This is a genomic window from Paenibacillus sp. FSL H8-0104 (genome assembly GCF_038050215.1).
Classification (GTDB): Bacteria; Bacillota; Bacilli; order Paenibacillales; family Paenibacillaceae; genus Paenibacillus; species Paenibacillus amylolyticus.
Window position 1 is genome coordinate 4,078,759 of sequence record NZ_JBBOTC010000001.1, and the last position, 18,557, is coordinate 4,097,315.

Below are 18,557 nucleotides of genomic sequence, written 5' to 3' on the forward strand. Positions count from 1 at the left end.
GAAGGCGGTCTTTTTGTTTCTGTATTTGTAGCTCTATTTGTGCGTCTATTGTAGTCTCTATACGTCTCTGTGTTACGTTCTAATTCTTGGAAACTACGATTGAAGTTTAACCAGGCTGTAGTTCTTCTTACCTTTACGGATAATAATGAATTTACCGCCAATGCCATGCTCTGCCGACACTGTGAATTCAAGCTCCGTGATTTTCTCACCGTTCATGGAGATAGCGCCTTTAGTGACATCCTCACGCGCCTGGCGTTTGGATGGCTCCAACCCCAGATCTACGAGCCAGTCGACGATATTTTTCGCTTCCCCGTCCGTTTCGAATGTTGGCATTTCCTTGAAACCCTGCTCGATTTCATCTGCTGTCAGGGAACGGATATCACCACTGAACAGCGCCGCTGTAATACGTTTAGCCTGTTCGAGCATTTCTTCGCCGTGAACGAATTTTGTCATTTCTTCCGCGAGTGCTTTCTGTGCTTCACGTCTGTGCGGCTCTGTCTCTACCTTTTCAGCCAAAGCTTCGATTTGTTCTTTGCTGAGGAAAGTAAAGTATTTCAAGTATTTAATGACATCACGGTCATCTGTATTCGCCCAGAACTGGTAGAATTCAAATGGTGTCGTTTTGTTCGGATCAAGCCAGATTGCGCCGCCAGCTGTTTTACCGAATTTGGTTCCGTCCGATTTGAGCATGAGCGGAATGGTCAGACCATACGCCTTCGCTTCAGATCCTTCTTTTTTACGAATCAGATCAAGACCACTCGTGATATTCCCCCATTGATCCGAACCGCCAATTTGAAGCTGTACATCTTCGTTTTGGAACAGGTGCAGGTAGTCGAGTGATTGAAGGATCTGGTATGAAAACTCGGTGAACGAGATTCCGCCTTCCAGTCTGCTCGCAACTACATCCTTAGCTAACATTGTGTTAAGGTTAAAGTTTTTGCCGTAGTCACGCAAGAATTCAATCACATTGATTTTGTGTGTCCAATCGTAGTTGTTCACCATGCGAACCTGATTATCACCGTCTGTTACGAACAGCTTCTTCATCTGCGCTGTCAGTGCATCCACATTCTCCTGCACTTGCTCCATCGTTTGCAAAGAACGTTCTGCCTGTCGACCACTTGGATCACCAATCGTTCCTGTAGCTCCACCAATCAAAATAACCGGACGGTGTCCTGCCAGTTGAAAACGTTTCAGCATCATGAATGGAATGAGATGTCCGATATGCATGCTATCCCCCGTAGGGTCAACGCCGCAGTACAGTGAGATTGATTTGGTTTCAGTCAACTCACGCAGTCCCTCTGCATCTGTCTGCTGGTTAATGGCGTCACGCCACTGTAGTTCATCAATAATATTCATGTGTATAACCCCTTTTCTATCCTCAAGATTCAGTCATGATCTACGTTAAATTACGAAATTACACGCTGGAACGGCTTTTTTGGACACAAAAAAATCGCCTCCTTGTCTTCATTAGACACAGGGACGATTATCATAACCGTGGTACCACCCAAATTGCATGGACAACACGTGACCTTAACACGTTATCCATACCACTTTTGGCAATATATCGTTTGCCCATCCGCTTGGCATTACCCAAGTACTCCAGAGTGTAATTCGCAGCCCTTGTATGTATCAGGTTCCATCAACCCCTGACTTTCTGTAACAGGGACAAAGCCGCTACTGCGCTCTATCAACGTGATTCATGTATTCAATTTATAGCAAGTATAGCCGAACGTTTCAGTCATTGCAAGACCAAGTATTAATCTTCGAACAGAACAACGGATGCATAGTTGAAACCAGATTATATAATCATCATGTTCAATTTTCCGTGATAATAACCATAAGCTTTCTCCGCGATCTGATCCTCATTGTTCCAAAACTGCTGATCCAGCGCATCTAACTGCTGCTCTTGTTCCTTTGTCAGGAATTTAGGAATATCCCACAGTTCGGTAAGCCTTTCATCCTCTTTCAAGTGCTCAATGTAGCCGTATGCTGACGTTATAATCTCCACGACTTGAGTCGCACCAATGATATGTAATGCCCGCAACGCGTAACGGTATACCTCTTCCCCCCAGTTGCAGAAAAACTGTATAAAACCGCCATTAAAGACATCCGCCTCTAACAGCCATAAAGCAGCAATGTCCTGCTCATTCGAAGTCAACGATGCCCAGCCCTGTTCAGATTCATTCTTTTTTTCGACAAATAACACAGCATAGTCATACCATACGTCATTAATATCTTGCTCGCTCATGTAACACACCTCACTTTTCTTTATGCCATGCCCTCTAAGTCCTGACGTTTGCCCGTCTGATGCCAATGTAAATAAGGATTACCGATCTGCTGGAAGGCTTCCAGGACACCCCTGTTCAGGTCCTTCATCACTTCATTTGTATAGTTCAAATGCGTCTCTTTATTATCCACGCCATGTCTTTCCAACAACCCTACATGCGTCGCGGTGAAAATAATATCTTCCAGCAACCAATAGATGACTTCATCCGGCTGTTTCACCTGTTTCTCCAATGAGACGTGACCACGTTCGTATATTCGTACGATATACGTATCTTCTCCAGTCTCTACATAAGGCACCCCATCCCATTTAAAGGTCTCAAACAAGCGGTTAACATAGTTCTGCATCTGTTCCCTGGGAAAAGATGTACGCTCTAAAAGCTGTAAAAGGATGTCTGCCAATTGTTGTTTGCTTAACATGTTGGACATGAATGCACCTGCCTCTATAAAGTAACGTCGATGACAGAATAAAAAAATGAAAAAGCTGCCCAAGGCAGCCTCTTCATATTTATTCCTACTGTTCAATCAGGTCCCACAAAAAGTCTGATACGAAGTATTACATTGTGCAGGTAGTTCGGCATATTCAGCCTGTTCAGGTGAGTGTGCAAACGGATCTGAAAGAACTGCCAAAAGCTTCTCCATCACGCTAAGGTCTCCGTGATTCTCCGCTTGCTCAAGGGCTTCCTCGACCCGATGATTTCGGGGAATGACGGCTGGATTGCTTGTTCTCATCAACTGTCGAGAGACTTCCTTCTCCTCTTGCTGTCTGTCCAATCTTGCTTGCCACCGCTCATGCCATTCAGCAAATTCTGTCGTGCCAAACAAAGCTGTCCCTTCCAATGTATCAAAGGTCAATGCCAGAAACGTATTGGTGTAATCTGCACTATGCTTCTCCATAAGTTCAAGAAGCTCCTTGATCAGCGCTTCATCTTCGGCCTCTTCATCCAACAAGCCCAGTTTGGCACGCATTCCCTTGAGCCAATGATGATGGTACAATTCAGAAAATTGTGCGATAGCATCCTGAGCAAGTTGCACGGCCTGTTCTTCATCTTCATGCAACAACGGCAGAAGCGTCTCGGCAAAACGAGCCAAATTCCACCCGGCAATATACGGTTGATTACCATAAGCATAGCGACCTTGCCTGTCAATGGAGCTGAATACGGTCGAAGGATTGTAAGCATCCATAAAGGCACACGGACCATAATCGATGGTCTCACCACTGATCGCCATGTTATCCGTGTTCATCACGCCATGAATGAAACCAACACGCTGCCACTGGGCAACGAGTGCCGCCTGCCGCTTAATCACTTCTTGAAGGAACAAAAGATAGCGATTTTCGGCTTGGGCAACCTTAGGGAAATGTCGATTCAACGTGTAATCAGCCAACGCCCGAAGATCGTCGATAGACCCCCATCTGGCTGCATACTGGAAGGTTGCTACCCGGATATGACTGGAAGCCACACGCGTTAAAATGGCACCTGGCCGCTCTGTTTCGCGGATAATGTTTTCTCCTGTTGATACCACAGCCAGACTGCGTGTCGTTGGGATCCCCAGTGCATACATCGCTTCACTAATAATATACTCTCGCAACATGGGCCCTACAGCAGCACGTCCATCTCCTCCACGAGAGTACGGTGTTCTCCCTGAACCTTTCAGCTGGATATCCACTCGCTCGCCCTGTGGCGTAATCTGTTCACCCAACAGCAAAGCTCGTCCATCTCCAAGCATGTTAAAATTGCCGAATTGATGCCCTGCGTAGGCTTGAGCTAAAGGCTCGGCCCCTTCCGGAATCAGGTTACCTGCAAAAATTTCCGCTCCTTCCTCACTGTCAAGAGACTCCACATCCAGACCCAAGCTGGATGCAAGCAGTCTATTGAAAATAATCAGCTTTGGTGATTCAACAGGCACTGCGCCCTGACTTGTAAAAAAGGGTTGCGGCAACTGCGCATAACTATTCTCCAAGTTCCACCCTTTGTTCAACGTTTCTTGTTGCATGGTGATCACAACTCCTTTTCTGCACCAGGGATATCCCTTGGTTATATTGTAGCCTTGTGAACCAATGCTCATTTATGTAGTCGCATGGAAATTCAATTCAAGAGGTTGTTGACTTAAACGAACATCTAAAATGTTCTTGATGAAACTTTAGCATATTTGCATGTCTTTTGCATTCCTCATGAATCGTAAGCACCAAAAAATCCAAGAGGTTTCTTTGCCAAGTGGAATCATTGTCTTACATTCCACTTCCCAGAAAACCATCTTGGATCTATTCCACTTACTACCAGATGACACGTCTGTTATTACAAGGATTACGTATGTGCTTCTTGAGCCTGTACAGGCTGTATTGGCAATTTCTCTTTTTTCAAAGCAAGGTTAAAGAAGACATTAAGCAGGATGGCTGACAGGCTTCCCGTAATAATACCATCGCTAACAATAATCCGAATACTTTGAGGAAGCTGGGCAAACAGATCGGGTACAGCAGTAACACCGAGCCCAAGTGAAACGGAGCAAGCCACGATCAATAGATTCGATTGTTTGCCAAAGTCGACGTTTTGCAGCATTTTGATCCCGGATGAGACGACCATTCCAAACAGGACAACAGTCGCTCCTCCGAGGACAGCACTTGGAATAATGGTTGCAAAAGCAGCTACTTTGGGAATAAGTCCGAGAAAGACCAGTATACCTCCGGCTGCAACAACAACATTGGTCGTTTTCACTTTGGAGAGCTGAACCAAACCAACATTCTGAGCAAATGTATTATATGGAAAAGCATTAAAGATGCCGCCAAGGACAAACGCAAGACCTTCTGCGCGATATCCCCGTGCCAGATCGTTTTCGTTGATCGGTTGATCACAGATTTTGCTCAAAGCCATAAATACACCTGTTGATTCGATGATAACCACCGTACCTACAATAATCATTGTAATAATGGGGCCGATTTCGAAGGTAGGCCATCCAAAGTAAAAGGGTTGAGGTAAATGGAACCAGGAGGCTTCCTGTACAGAGGCAAAATTCACTTTTCCCATGATGGCTGCGATGAGGGTTCCCACAATAATACCAAGGAGAACAGCCAGGGATTTTACAAAACCGCGAGCATATCGATTCAGGATTAGAATGAACAGTAATACACCAAATGAAAGCGCCAAATTGTCCAAACTTCCGAAATTCTCGCTGTTTGCTCCACCCGCCATGTTTTTAATGCCGGTTGGGATTAGCGCAAGACCGATAATGGTTACCACTGTACCGATCACAACTGGCGGAAACAATTTGACGATTTTGCTAAAAAATACGGCAAAGATGACGATAAATAACCCGGCTGCGATGATCGACCCATATATGGCAGGAATTCCGTATTGCGATCCAATCGCAATCATGGGTGTCACCGCTACAAAAGAACTTCCGAGCACCGCTGGCAAACCTATACCCAGATACTTCCCTTTCCGAGCCTGAAGCCATGTTGCAATCCCACACGTTAACAGGTCAATGGATACCAGATACGCCAACTGCTCTGCAGTCAGATTTAGTGCTCTGCCCACAAGCAAAGGCACCAGAATTGCTCCCGCATACATCGCGAGTACGTGCTGAATTCCCAGTGAAAAAACTCTCATCTTTTTGGTTTCTTTCATCCCACGTTGCCCCCCTGAAATTAGAATCAACCAAACCGCTGCAAAATCATGTTATGTTGATTCACATTATATAAACTATTCAGGGAAGTTCCATGATTCATAACATAGAATTGTGATAAGAGATAAAGAGCCCAACTAAAATTGGGCGTGTTATACAAAAGGTACTCTCAAACCGTTTGTATCGTGTTATATTAGTTGACGCAGAAAAACGAAAGTACTCTTTACACTCAGAAGCAATGAAACATGAACGTGAGAGGTAACTTCAGTGATTCATGTAAATTCATGTTAATGCATAATGTCAGAACATCATTTCTTTCATATTCTCAGCTTGTCGTGTTAAGAGGTTTGATGTTAAAACGTTGCTCCATTACCTCTCCGTTCTGGTGAACCCTCTCCGTAAAAAACACTTCTTCTCTGTTCATCAGAACAACGGATGAAGCTCTGGTCCCATAGTCGAATTTCTCACTTCTAACAAAGATGGGAGAAAGCAAACGTTCCCACTCCAATGGAACACCTGTATGGGGCAAAAGCTCATCCACTGAAGGGTCTGCCATTTGCAGCAAACCTAATATTTCTTCTGTCAGGGTAGCTTCGTCCTCCCCTTGGATGATTTTCTCCAGCCCTTCTTTTCCACGCTTCACCTTGGGCCAATCCGTATTAATCAAGTGATTACTAATCCCGTATATTCCCGGTTTCAACTTCATCACAACATTACCTACATTAGAATAATAATAGAGGTCGTCAAGATCACCCACTAACAAATTGTAGCCAGGATAATCATTTCGGCTTTGCTCCGCATGTTGCATATACTGCTCAGGTGTGGACGTTCCCTTTAAAAAATCAGCAACCAGATCTCCTCTTGAGCCCTTGGCATGTACATCTTCATTCGGATCACGATAATTCGTGGTAGCAGCCAGACGCCCCTCTGTGGTTACGCCCATCCAGGTTCCCATTTTCGACAAATCCCGGCCAGCCAATATATGAGGATGATCTTCCCAATAGTGTGCTTGAGCCGTAGGTCTGTGATAGAATTCATCCCTATTTGATCCCAATATAAGCGGATACTTTGGATCCATGTTGTAAGCAAATAAAATTAAACACATGGGAATCTTCAACTCCTATATTCGTTAAACCTCTGATTTCGCGCCTTTATATAGCATAATCAACTACAATTACATCTTCCACCCAACCATCGAGGGAAGCTACAAATGCCTGATGAGCAGGATGTGGACCATAGGCGCGCAATGCCTCCTGATCTTCAAACGTCACTCTCAATCCAATCGTGTAACCTTGGATACGATCCGTTTCTTCCGTTGCATTGATCCCTGCGGTCAGCCCGACAATCCCCGGGATTTGTTCCTGTAACGTGAGCAATTGATCCACCCATTCCTGCTGTTTAGCTAGTGTGGTTTTATCGTTAAATTTAAAAACAACCAAATGTTCAAACATCTTGTTATTCCTCCCATATCCATCCGAATATTAATGCAATTTCGTTAAATGAAGTCAATTCAACAATTCCAATCCACCCATCATATAAGGGACCACTCTGTTGGCTAATTCAGCCGGAGATTCCTGCCCGCCTTCAATATTCCATCGATACGTCATTCCATAGATCGACCAACTTAGTGTGGTTGCCGTAATTTTCAGCGTTTTGGGATCTACATCACCCGCTACTTTGCTCAATAATTCAAGAAGGAATTGCTCCAGTTGAGTCTTGATGTTCTCTTCAATAATTGGTGCAACTGTCTCATATTTTTTGATGCAACCATTACTTGAGACGTGATAATCACATAATGAAAATATAAGCTGCTGTATGGTTTCGGCTGATAACCGGGCATCCGGGTCCACTCTTTTCGTCACGTATTCCATAAAAGCATCCGCTAAAAAGGCTTCAAGCAGTGCATATTTATCCTGAAAATGGGCGTAGAATGTAGCCCTGTTAATTGTGGCTTGTTCCGTAATGTTTTGAATCGTAATGCTGTTGAAATTTTTAATATTCAATTGGTTTAAAAACGCATCAAGAATTAATTGACGCGTGCGGATTACACGCGAATCATTCGAGTTTGGAGACAATACACCAGACATGTCCCAATCCTCCTTTGTACACAAAATATTTGGTTAGACTCCTTCATTATAGATAAGTGTTATTTGTTCAACAAGTGAAAGTAAGTGCAAAGACACCATACAATAATCCGTGTCTTTCGCTTAAGCAACAAAATGCTTCGATTGTTGGTTGAGCATGCCTATACACCTTGTTAAGATTGCACTCGTACCCGCTTGAAGGTGCATAATAATGGAGGTGCTTAGTTTGAGTAATCAACAACATAACGTTATTTCTACAGAGTTTCTGTTCCAACCATACACTGTTCAAAAGTTAACCCTATCCTCGCGCATCGTCATGTCCCCCATGGCTCGTGCCTTCTCCCCGGATGGTGTGCCAGGTCCCGATGTAGCTGCATATTATCGTAGGCGTGCCGAGCATGGTGTTGGACTCATTATTACCGAAGGTGCGACCATTAAGCATCCATCTGCATCAAGTGAGCCTAGAATCCCTCATATGTATGGAGAAGCAGCTCTTCAAGGCTGGGCTGAAGTGGTCGAACAAGTCCATGAAGCCGGCGGCAAGATTTTTCCGCAGATTTTACACATGGGAATCGTTCGCCCTTCCGAATCTCAGCCTCACCCCGAGGCTGAATCACTTAGTCCATCGGGAGTTGATATGGAAGGTACTCAAGTAGGTGAGTCAATGACGGAGGCAGAGATCGCAACTGTGATTCAAGCTTATGCCGATGCAGCAGCCAATGCACAAAGCATTGGTTTTGACGGAATTGAGCTTCACGGTGCACACGGTTTTCTGATCGATCAATTTTTCTGGAAAACAACGAATAGGAGAACAGACCGCTATGGCGGTGACCTACAGAAACGAACTCAATTCGCGGTTGAAGTTGTAATGGCAGTTCGTGCTGCGGTAGGTCCTGATTTCCCTATCGCGATGCGGATTTCCCAATGGAAGATGAATGATTATCAAGCCAGACTGTTCGACACCCCCGAACAACTGGAACAATTCCTTCATTTGCTGGTTGACGCAGGTGTAGATATCTTCCACTGCTCGACACGACGCTTCTGGGAGCCCGAGTTTGAAGGATCTGAGCTTGGATTTGCAGGTTGGGTGCGAAAGCTAAGTGGTCAAACCACCATTACCGTCGGTTCTGTGGGTATGCCAGATGAGCCTGAAGCAGGAGCAGATAAAGCAACACATCCAGGTATGAGCGAGCTTATGAAGCGTTTCGATCAACAGGAATTTGATCTGGTGGCTGTGGGACGTGCGCTTCTTGGTGACCCGGCATGGGCAGTTAAAATACAGGAAGGCCGCGTATCTGAAATTCACCCTTTTACACCTGAAGTACTCGCTACGTTACACTAAGAACAATACCTTATTGTTCCAGAGATTTTTTCTCCACTATATATAGGTTTGAACTCATGAATCAACTATACTTAGCAAAGGGCTCGCTTTCCCTCCGGGATTGCGGGTATTTTGTTTTTAGAGATATCTGTCCGACCAAACACTTCGAGCAATAGCAATATCATTCAAGAAAATTCCTTCTTTGCAACCTATAATGATCTTAACTTACCAGAAAGAAGGTGCATCATGACTCGGGAAGTCCGGACTGTCGTATTTGATACCGATCTACAGCTAGAAGCTTATCAATTTGAAGGCATTATGCAGAAGTTTCCCAATCATTTTCATGACTATTATGTCATTGGATTCATTGAGGAAGGCAAACGACACCTCGTCTGCAACAACGAAGAATACATTCTGAATAGTGGTGACATGATTGTTTTTAATCCACATGATCCTCATGCCTGCGAACAGGTCGATGGCAGAACCCTCGATTATCGCTGTATCAATGTCCAGCCTGAGGTTATGCGAGAGTATGTGAGAGAGATTACCGGACAAGCTTACTTGCCACGGTTTACATCCCCCGTTCTCTACCAAAGTGAACTTGTGGGTTCCCTGCACGAGCTGCATCAGATGATTCTGGAAGAGCAATCGGATTTCTGCAAAGAAGAATTGTTACTCTTACTACTGGATCAATTGCTGCGAGATTATTCGGATGCTGAACCACCTGTTTCCACACAGGATGTTACCTTGGAGATCAGACGCATATGTGATTACATAGAAGCTCATTACATGGAGAGCATCTCGCTGAACGAGTTAGCCGATTTGACGGAGATGAGCAAGTACCACCTGCTGCGTTTATTCACCCGCCAGAAAGGAATATCACCTTACCGTTACCTGGAAACGATTCGCATTAATCAAGCCAAACGTCTGCTGGAACAAGGTCTGCTTCCGATTGAAGTAGCTGCACAGACAGGATTCAGTGACCAGAGCCATTTCACGAATTTTTTCAAAAAACTGATCGGCCTGACACCCAAGCAATATAGACGTATCTTCAATCATGATTCAGAGTTGAAACGAACCACCACTAACATCGTATGACAAGTCATCTTGATCATCAAAACACTAAAGCCTCTACCGGACATCTACTCGCTTTGTTTACTATACTGATCTGGGGAACTACCTTTGTCTCGACCAAAGTTCTGCTGATTGACTTTACTCCAGTGGAGATTCTATTTTTCCGTTTCCTGATCGGGTATTTGATACTGTTATTGATCTATCCACGTTCACTGCGGATCGCCTCATTCAGAGAAGAATGGTTATTTATTGGAGCAGGACTATGTGGGGTGACGTTATATTTTCTTATTGAAAATATTGCTCTGGTGTACACAACAGCTTCCAACGTGGGTGTTATTGTCTCCATTGCCCCGTTCTTCACTGCCGTGCTCGCACACTTCTTCTTAGATGGTGAGAAGTTAACTCGCCGCTTCATTATCGGATTCGGGATTGCCTTGAGCGGCATCCTACTCATCGCACTGAACGGCAGTTTCATTCTGCAACTGAATCCGATAGGTGATCTGCTTGCTTTCATAGCACCTGCGGTATGGGCGATCTACTCTGTGCTAATGCGGAAAATTGGGCAGCTTCGCTATCACTCCATTGGTGCGACTCGCAAAGTGTTCTTCTATGGCCTGATCTTCATGCTGCCAGCTCTTTTCCTGTTTGAATTCCACTTGGAACTCGGACGCTTCACAAACATGACCAATCTCTCCAATATTCTCTACCTCGGTCTGGGTGCCTCCGCGTTGTGTTTCGTGACCTGGAACCGGACTGTAAGTCTTCTTGGAGCTATTAAAGCGAGTGTATATATCTATCTCGTGCCTGTCATTACTGTTGTGTCATCTATACTGATTCTTCAAGAGCAGATAACCTGGGTGATTGTACTCGGTGCGTTCTTAACCCTATTTGGCTCTTACATTTCAGAACAAAAAGGACACAAGCATAACAACAAAAACACTAATCCGCATAGCGGTTAGTGTTTGCTTCATTTTTCACTGATATAACTGGACATCGTGGTTGACCACCGTTAACATGCAGCAGAAGTCATTCATTTTATCTTATTCAATTGAGACAGCAGAATCTCCAGTTCCTCTTGCTCCAGATGACGCCATTGCCCCCGCTCCAGTTGATCCAGCGTAATATTCATAATTCGTACACGCTCCAGCTTCAGGACTCGGTACCCCAAGGCTTTGCACATTCTGCGGATCTGCAGGTTGAGACCCTGTGTCAGAATAATACGAAATACATTGTCACTTTGCCTATACACTTCGCAGGGCTTGGTCACCACGTCCAGAATTTCAACGCCTTCAGACATGGACTTTACGAATTCGTCAGTTATGAGTTTGTCTACAGTCACTACATATTCTTTATCATGATTATGCTCCGAACGCATCATCTTGTTCACAATGCCTCCGTCATTCGTAAGCAAAATCAACCCCTCAGATGCCTTATCCAGCCTGCCTATCGCAAATATGCGAGAAGGATAATTCATATATTGAATGATGTTCCCCTCCACATGTTCTGCTGCTGTGCAGACAATACCGATGGGTTTGTTCAGAGCAATGTAGACAGGTTCGCTGTCATTACGAGGAATCTCCTTCCCATCAATGAGTACCACATCGTGAGGTTCAACTTCGGCCCCTTTTTCACATACCCTGCCATTGATCGTTATTCGTCCGGCCGCAATTAAACGGTTCGTTTCCCTGCGGGAGCAGAATCCCGTTTCACTTATGTATTTGTTAATTAACATGTGTCACCGCTTCTCATCTATAGTATTGCCACTGGTGCTTAGAGTACTGGTACGTTCATTCGCTTCGTGCAATCAGTTAGTACCTTGTACTGATTTTCATTCCACATCATCTCATTTATACTGAAACGAAGCAATGATTGGTTATAAAAAACACATACAACGTTACATAGGAAAGCCAAATTACACTCTGGAAGGAGTTTCTCATGTACAAAGTTACTCGATTTACAGTTGACCCCGATGATCCAAACCAAGACTCTGGCATGTGGATTGGTGGAGAAACTGCATACATTTCCGACTGGCCACTCAACCCTGAGGGGCAGCCTTTATTACATCTGTTCTCCATCAATTGCAATACACTTTCACAGCAGGTCCATATCCCTTCTTTACCACAAGATAAATATATCTCGGTCTTCTCGACCTACTCCGCTTCCGAATACTTTCTGGATCAGGTAACCTATACGGGAGATGAGCTGGAATGGAACGAGAATATTGTTGCCGGATGCACTTATGTCTCGGTATCTTCGCATCCACTCACTTCCGTATGTCCCGTTCCACCCATTCCGTTAAGCGGCGTACATTTGATTGAAATGGAGTTAGACGATCATGAGTTCCCTGCATTTTCATTTTTCTCTCCCACTGTAACAAACTGTGTGAAAGGAATTGACCATTTGCTAGAAGAACATCAACTGGTTTGTCAAATATATTCCGGAGATTTTCCTGAGCCTTATCGGGATATATTGGGTCTTCCCGATGCAAACGGTTATTTATTTTTGCGAAGTGGTCCCGCGTCTGCGCACGCACCATTCGATGGAATTTTCTTTGTGCAAACTGCTTAATGGCGATTCGTTGAGGTCAGGTATCATCATATAAAACGGCTAATCAGAACGTTTCCCGTCTACTCAGACAGGGAACGTTTTTTATATATGCACGTTTTACTATCCTCGATCAATACAGATGGAAAACCCTGTTAAAAGGTCATATGAATTAAATCATATCTACCCTTTCGACACGAAATCGTTTTAGAAAAAATTTAGTACAAGAAATATTTCTCTTCATCAAAATTTAACATTATTTTACAACAAAAAGCATGTACATTTGGACAATTATGGTATAAGTTATATATGAAATAAACATAAATTACATAATATAAAATTTATATCCAACTAGGAGGCAGGCTTTTGAAAAGAATATTCGCTCTAAGCTGCGGTTTTTATCTGTTAATCGGCATAACCAGCGTTGTGCTCGGTGCACTTCTTCCTGTTTTATTGTCACATTATGAGCGCGGTTACAGTGATGGCGGATTTTTGTTATTTCTGCAGTTTCTTGGATTTCTTGTCGGTGTCATCGCAGCTCCTGCCCTGACAGCCCGTATCGGAAGAAAAGCGATGCTGACCCTAGCTCTGATCTGTATTGTAGCCGCCTATATAGTACTCGGTTTTCTGCCATCCTGGTCTGTAGTTCTTCTTCTCACAATTATCGTAGGTTTCGGTTCAGGTATCATCGAACCCTCTGTAGGTGCATTCACGATCGAATTCACTGAGAATCAAAAGGCGGTCGCCATGTCCAAGCTGGATGTCTTCTTTGCTCTTGGAGCACTTCTCATCCCGGCTGTCGCTGCTTTATTCATCTGGATAGATCTGTGGCATCTTACTTTTTATACGGTGGCCGTGTTGTCACTAGTTCTCATGCTGCTGTGGATTACTATGCCCCAGCCAGCCGCACTGTATCTGGAACAGGCTGGCGAGAATACAGTGGCACATGCAGCAGGTAAAGCCCAATATTCGAGAAAACATCTGGGTCTGCTGACAATCTTCGTCATCTTCTTTTTCATCTACATGGGATTGGAACTGGGATTGATGAACTTCCTGCCCTCCATTCTCGTAGAACGATTGCACCTTCAGGAATCTGTCGCATCGCTGAGTGTCTCCATCCTGTGGATTGCGATGATCATCGGTCGTCTTTTCTCCGGGAAAATAGCGGAAGCCGTCAACTATATGCCATTCCTGATCTGGAGCACGGTTGGCACGCTTTTGTTTACTGTCGCTATGGTATTTGTAACTGGACAGTGGGCAACGTATGTGCTGATCTTCGGAACCGGTCTGTTCATGTCGGGGCTGTTCTGTATCGCACTAGTCTACGCAAATGTTCTGATTCCCGGTATGACCGAGCGGACAACCAGTATCATGATCGCATCGGGTGGTATTGGAGGTGCCATCTTGCAGTATGTGACTGGATGGAGTATGAGTACAGGGCCTGTCGTGAATACGATCTGGATTTTGGCCGGATTCTGTCTGATCTTGCTGCTCACATTGATGGTCTCTCATCTATGGACTGTAGAAAATAATGCAGTACGTACTGCTCTCGCACAACATAGTAAGGAAATGTAAACATCGTTTCTTAAGGGAGGTGATGCCCGCATCATCCGGATTGTTGAGCTTCGTTCGAGCTAGTACACCATTATATTGGAGGAAATCGTATGCAAACTTTAACCAACAACCGCTTCATAGCCGGAAAAGGGATTAAGTTGATTGACGATTCAGGTGTTGAATACCTGGATGGCGTGTCGGGAACATTCAATCTGTCACTGGGCTATAATCACCCACATGTTGTCAGCAAAATTCAGGAACAAGTCGGCAATCTGACGCATATGTCTTCCTCCTTCACCGAACCGTACGTAAATGAAGTACTTGATCACTTAATCGAATATGCTCCAAACGACATTAATGCCGGATGGATGCGGGATATCACTGGTTCAACTGCCAACGAATGTGCAACCAAAATTGCACAGAAGTATACCGAATCAACAGACATCATCAGCCTGTATCTGTCCCATCATGGGCAGACCCAATTTGCCACTGGGATTTCGGGGAATGCCTTTAGACGGAAACGCTTCCCCAATTCGGCTGTGGCTAACGCTGTCCATGTACCTGCCCCATACTGTTATCGTTGCCCATTCAAATCCTCAAATGGAGACTGCGGCTATCAATGCGTTGAAGCTATATCTGATGCGATAGAATATGCAAGTTCCGGCTCAGTCGCCTGCATGATTATCGAACCCATTCTCGGAAATGGCGGCAATATCATTCCTCCTGCCGGATATTTCAAACGACTGCGTAAACTGTGTGATGAGTACAATATTATTCTCATTGCTGACGAAGTACAGACAGGAATCGGTCGTACCGGAACCATGTTCGCCAGCGAACTGTTTGATATCCAGCCTGATATGATTACCCTTGCAAAAGGTCTTGGCGGGATCGGCGTACCTGTTGCTGCGGTGTTAATGCAATCCCGGCTGAACGTGCTCGAAAAGCACGAACATTCCTTCACCTCAGGAAGTAATCTGATCTCCGTAACTGCTGCCAAATCCACCTTGGAAGTGGTATCCGAACCCGGGTTTCTGGATGCGGTGAAACGCAAAGGTGAAATTTTGGGTGAGTTGCTGCATGAATTGGCTATGAAATACCCAAGTATCGGTGAAGCTCGTGGTGTCGGGTTAATGTGGGGGTTGGAGATTGTAGGTGACGGTAATGAACCGGATACGCTCAAAACCAATGCCATTGTTGACCGTGCTTTTACAGATGAGCATCTGATCTTGAGAAGTTCAAGATATGGATTTGGCAACGTTGTTAAGGTTCGGCCTTCCCTCACCACAACTGAAGACGAACTGGTTGAGATTGTAGAGCGGCTGGATTCGGTGCTTGCCAGCGTTCATTAGTGAGTAATTCATATTACACTCGAACACTACGCAAACAGAACAACCTTTCGATCGCTGTTATCCCCGGATTTTTTGATTCCCCTTTTCCCAAGGGAAAAATCCGTTGATAAAGGCGAACGCTCCGCTTCTACATGTTTGTTCTGTTCTCTTCGTTATCGTGTAATCTGAAATACAATTTTATTACTATAAGGAGGTTATATCATGCTTGCATTGGTATACAAATCGGCTTGGGATGTGGCGCTTGAGGATCGGCCTGTCCCGGAAATCACAAGAGATAATCAGGTGTTGGTTCGTATTCGAGCAACTGGTGTATGCGGTACCGATCTCGGTATTGTAAGCGGCAAATATCATGCGGTCCCTTCTGTCATTCTCGGTCATGAGTCTGCTGGGGAAGTCATTGAAGTTGGCTCTGCGGTTACGACATTACAACCGGGCGACCGTGTTGTAGTCGACCCTACCTATTATTGCGGACAATGTGACATGTGCAGAACAGGCAGACAAAATCATTGCACACATAAGTCTGTTACCGAGACAGGTGTGAGTGCTGACGGAACATTTACAGATTATTATGTGACCGAGGATCGTTTTTTGTACAAATTGAAGGATCATGTGAGCTATGAAGAAGCAACTTTGACGGAACCACTCAGCTGTATGCTGACCGGGATTAATCAGATTCATTTACTCCCGAATTTCAGAACAATCATCCTCGGCGCAGGCCCGATTGGCATTCTGTACAGCTACGCGCTCGCCTCTAAAGGGGTTACCGGCTGTCTGGTCGACATCTCCGAAGAACGCTTGGCTATTGCCGGTTCCATTGCACCTGATCGTTGGGAAGTTCATTCATCCTTCGAAAATGCCATAGAATCACTGTCACCCGAAACCCAGCAGGTCGATATGATCGTTGATACAACGGGCGTTGTGGGCACACAAGTACTTTCCCAACTCGCCAGCGGCGGTTACCTGATGCTGGTTGGTCTGAGAGATGGAAACACATCCTTCAATCCCAAGGAAGTTGTGGACCGCAGTCTGAAAATTATTGGTTCCATCGATTCTCTGGGAACATTTGCAACCGCACATTATATGATTGAACAAGGGATTATTCCGGCAAAAAAAATCATCACCCACTCCTTCCCGTTGGAGGATTACGAAGAAGCATTCGGCACACTTGGCTGCGATATTCAGGGACGCACACTTCAAGCCTCATCACATGCCATTAAAGTTGTGCTGCAATCCAGCGGTTCCAGTTTCTAAAGTGGAAGGTTAACCATGAATGGATTACATTAGAGATATATGTATACACAATCCTGGAGGAGGAATACAACATGGCAGCGAACAAAGAATCTAACGGACTGGGAGCCCATGATATCATTCAAGCGGTCATTTTTGACATGGATGGTGTACTAATTGACAGCGAACCGATTTATTTCGAGATTGAGCGCAGCTCTTTTACCCATTTTGGAGCAAGGGTGACTGATGAAGAACATCATACCTATGTTGGAGTTACGCTGGAATCCATGTGGCAACAAGTATTGGACAAACATCAGCTGACAGCTACGCTGGAAGAAATATTTGCTTATCATCAGCATAATGTGATGCAAACCATGCTTGCCCATCCGAATCTGACGGCAATGCCTTCCGTGGAACGCTGGTTAAGCTGGCTGCATGAGCAACACATTCCCATAGCCGTAGCTTCTTCCTCTCCACGTGCACTGATCGATCTGATCATGGACAAAACCGGACTTGGGCAATACTTTGAGGTGCGAATGACAGGTGAGGAAGTTACAAACGGCAAGCCGGCCCCAGATATTTTCCTGACCACCGCTGAGATGATTGGTGCATCCCCTTCAAATTGTCTGGTGATCGAGGACTCGCGCAATGGTGTCCAAGCCGCCAAAAGTGCAGGCATGCGCTGCATCGGATATCGTAATCCGGGATCAGGCAATCAGGACTTGTCCAAAGCCGATCTTCAGATTTCCAGTTACGATGAGTTATGGACATTGAAGAATACACTGCCCTTTGAAGGCAGATTGCCAAGTTTGTCAAAGTTTCGCTGAGAAGATCGTAATTTCGGAATGAGGATTTAGAAAAAAAAAAATCCAAACGGCTTCAATTCATTTGAATTGGAGCTGTTTGGGATTTGCTTGCTGCAATGGGTGTTACATAAGAACACATGCTGTAATTTCAACTAAACCGAAAGATCGAGACTTCTACCCAGATTGGGATGAGGAGCAGGTATTGACTTCAACATTTCCGCCATCTGCTGGCCTTGCTGCTGTGCCATGTCTTTTGTAATCGACATCACTTGCAAGCTTGCCGACTGCACTACTGAAGCTTGGCTCATCGCCATTGATAATGCTGCAATATCCATGTTCTGCACTCCTTTCACTTTCTGATTACATAGATGTACTTATTATATATCGGTTAGAAGGGAGGAATTGTTAAAAGGTCGATCAAAATGTTGATCCGACCACGTAAGAAGCTTTATTTCTCCATCTACAGTAATTTTCCAGCTATCATCATTAACGGAGCATAAAAAGGGGATGCCATAAGTCATGAGCATGACTGAGGACATCCCTTATTAAAGTTATTTTATTCTAATGAACCTGGCACACGCTATTCGCTCAGATTTGCACAGGTCTGTGGTGTAACGAATCACAGAGACGTTATTTCGTCGATTGGGTTGTTTTTTAGGTTCTGACACCCTGATATGATGAAATAACGTTACTG

Annotated in this window: 18 protein-coding genes and 1 other annotated feature; of the genes, 8 read left to right on the forward strand and 10 right to left on the reverse strand. The window is 44.7% G+C overall.

Going from position 1 to position 18,557, the window contains the following annotated elements:
- Positions 1-93: 93 nt before the first annotated feature.
- From tyrS to NST38_RS18175, 8 genes are all read right to left on the reverse strand, one after another.
- A complete protein-coding gene (gene tyrS, locus NST38_RS18140) occupies positions 94-1,356 on the reverse strand; it encodes a tyrosine--tRNA ligase (protein WP_076250151.1) in 1,263 nt (420 codons plus the stop codon).
- Between the two features lie 116 nt (positions 1,357-1,472).
- Positions 1,473-1,700, reverse strand: a binding site (T-box leader).
- A 98-nt stretch (positions 1,701-1,798) separates the two neighbouring features.
- Positions 1,799-2,248: a DMP19 family protein gene (locus NST38_RS18145; RefSeq protein ID WP_076250149.1), complete on the reverse strand. Its 450-nt coding sequence runs from the start codon at positions 2,246-2,248 to the stop codon at positions 1,799-1,801.
- A gap of 20 nt (positions 2,249-2,268) precedes the next feature.
- Positions 2,269-2,712, reverse strand: coding sequence for an Imm63 family immunity protein (locus NST38_RS18150; protein ID WP_076250147.1), 444 nt, complete (start codon positions 2,710-2,712; stop codon positions 2,269-2,271).
- 96 nt (positions 2,713-2,808) lie between these two features.
- Entirely contained in the window at positions 2,809-4,278 is a 1,470-nt protein-coding gene (locus NST38_RS18155; protein ID WP_076250145.1) for a protein adenylyltransferase SelO, read from the reverse strand.
- A gap of 311 nt (positions 4,279-4,589) precedes the next feature.
- The gene (locus NST38_RS18160; protein WP_076250143.1) at positions 4,590-5,906 is read right to left on the reverse strand and encodes a nucleobase:cation symporter-2 family protein; all 1,317 of its coding nucleotides are present in this window, start codon (positions 5,904-5,906) and stop codon (positions 4,590-4,592) included.
- A gap of 323 nt (positions 5,907-6,229) precedes the next feature.
- Positions 6,230-7,009, reverse strand: a complete 780-nt coding sequence (locus NST38_RS18165; protein WP_076250141.1) for an NRDE family protein — start codon at positions 7,007-7,009, stop codon at positions 6,230-6,232.
- A gap of 46 nt (positions 7,010-7,055) precedes the next feature.
- Positions 7,056-7,355, reverse strand: a complete 300-nt coding sequence (locus NST38_RS18170; RefSeq protein ID WP_076250139.1) for a Dabb family protein — start codon at positions 7,353-7,355, stop codon at positions 7,056-7,058.
- 54 nt (positions 7,356-7,409) lie between these two features.
- Positions 7,410-7,991, reverse strand: a complete 582-nt coding sequence (locus NST38_RS18175) for a TetR/AcrR family transcriptional regulator (RefSeq protein WP_076250137.1) — start codon at positions 7,989-7,991, stop codon at positions 7,410-7,412.
- Positions 7,992-8,214: 223 nt separating this feature from the next.
- On the opposite strand from NST38_RS18175, the gene NST38_RS18180 reads away from it, so the two are divergent.
- From NST38_RS18180 to NST38_RS18190, 3 genes are all read left to right on the forward strand, one after another.
- Positions 8,215-9,330: an NADH:flavin oxidoreductase gene (locus NST38_RS18180; protein ID WP_076250136.1), complete on the forward strand. Its 1,116-nt coding sequence runs from the start codon at positions 8,215-8,217 to the stop codon at positions 9,328-9,330.
- A 225-nt stretch (positions 9,331-9,555) separates the two neighbouring features.
- Positions 9,556-10,407: an AraC family ligand binding domain-containing protein gene (locus NST38_RS18185; protein ID WP_076250134.1), complete on the forward strand. Its 852-nt coding sequence runs from the start codon at positions 9,556-9,558 to the stop codon at positions 10,405-10,407.
- Complete coding sequence (locus NST38_RS18190; protein ID WP_076250132.1) at positions 10,404-11,342, forward strand: DMT family transporter; 939 nt, start codon at positions 10,404-10,406, stop codon at positions 11,340-11,342. The genes NST38_RS18185 and NST38_RS18190 overlap by 4 nt, the downstream gene beginning before the upstream one ends.
- Positions 11,343-11,413: 71 nt before the next feature.
- Here NST38_RS18190 and NST38_RS18195 read toward each other — a convergent pair whose 3' ends face one another.
- Positions 11,414-12,115 carry a pseudouridine synthase gene (locus NST38_RS18195; protein ID WP_076250130.1) on the reverse strand — a complete coding sequence of 234 codons (702 nt, stop codon included), beginning with the start codon at positions 12,113-12,115 and terminating at the stop codon, positions 11,414-11,416.
- A gap of 203 nt (positions 12,116-12,318) precedes the next feature.
- On the opposite strand from NST38_RS18195, the gene NST38_RS18200 reads away from it, so the two are divergent.
- From NST38_RS18200 to NST38_RS18220, 5 genes are all read left to right on the forward strand, one after another.
- Complete coding sequence (locus NST38_RS18200; RefSeq protein ID WP_076250128.1) at positions 12,319-12,951, forward strand: hypothetical protein; 633 nt, start codon at positions 12,319-12,321, stop codon at positions 12,949-12,951.
- A gap of 342 nt (positions 12,952-13,293) precedes the next feature.
- The gene (locus NST38_RS18205; RefSeq protein ID WP_076250127.1) at positions 13,294-14,502 is read left to right on the forward strand and encodes an MFS transporter; all 1,209 of its coding nucleotides are present in this window, start codon (positions 13,294-13,296) and stop codon (positions 14,500-14,502) included.
- 89 nt (positions 14,503-14,591) lie between these two features.
- The gene (locus NST38_RS18210) at positions 14,592-15,830 is read left to right on the forward strand and encodes an aspartate aminotransferase family protein (RefSeq protein WP_076250125.1); all 1,239 of its coding nucleotides are present in this window, start codon (positions 14,592-14,594) and stop codon (positions 15,828-15,830) included.
- 201 nt (positions 15,831-16,031) lie between these two features.
- A complete protein-coding gene (locus tag NST38_RS18215) occupies positions 16,032-17,081 on the forward strand; it encodes a zinc-dependent alcohol dehydrogenase (protein ID WP_341344030.1) in 1,050 nt (349 codons plus the stop codon).
- A gap of 71 nt (positions 17,082-17,152) precedes the next feature.
- On the forward strand, positions 17,153-17,884 hold the full coding sequence (locus NST38_RS18220) for an HAD family hydrolase (protein ID WP_076250122.1): 732 nt from the start codon (positions 17,153-17,155) through the stop codon (positions 17,882-17,884).
- 131 nt (positions 17,885-18,015) lie between these two features.
- Here the strand turns inward: NST38_RS18220 and NST38_RS18225 are convergent, their stop codons facing one another.
- Positions 18,016-18,198 carry a YjfB family protein gene (locus tag NST38_RS18225; RefSeq protein ID WP_076250120.1) on the reverse strand — a complete coding sequence of 61 codons (183 nt, stop codon included), beginning with the start codon at positions 18,196-18,198 and terminating at the stop codon, positions 18,016-18,018.
- Between the last annotated feature and the right edge of the window lie 359 nt (positions 18,199-18,557).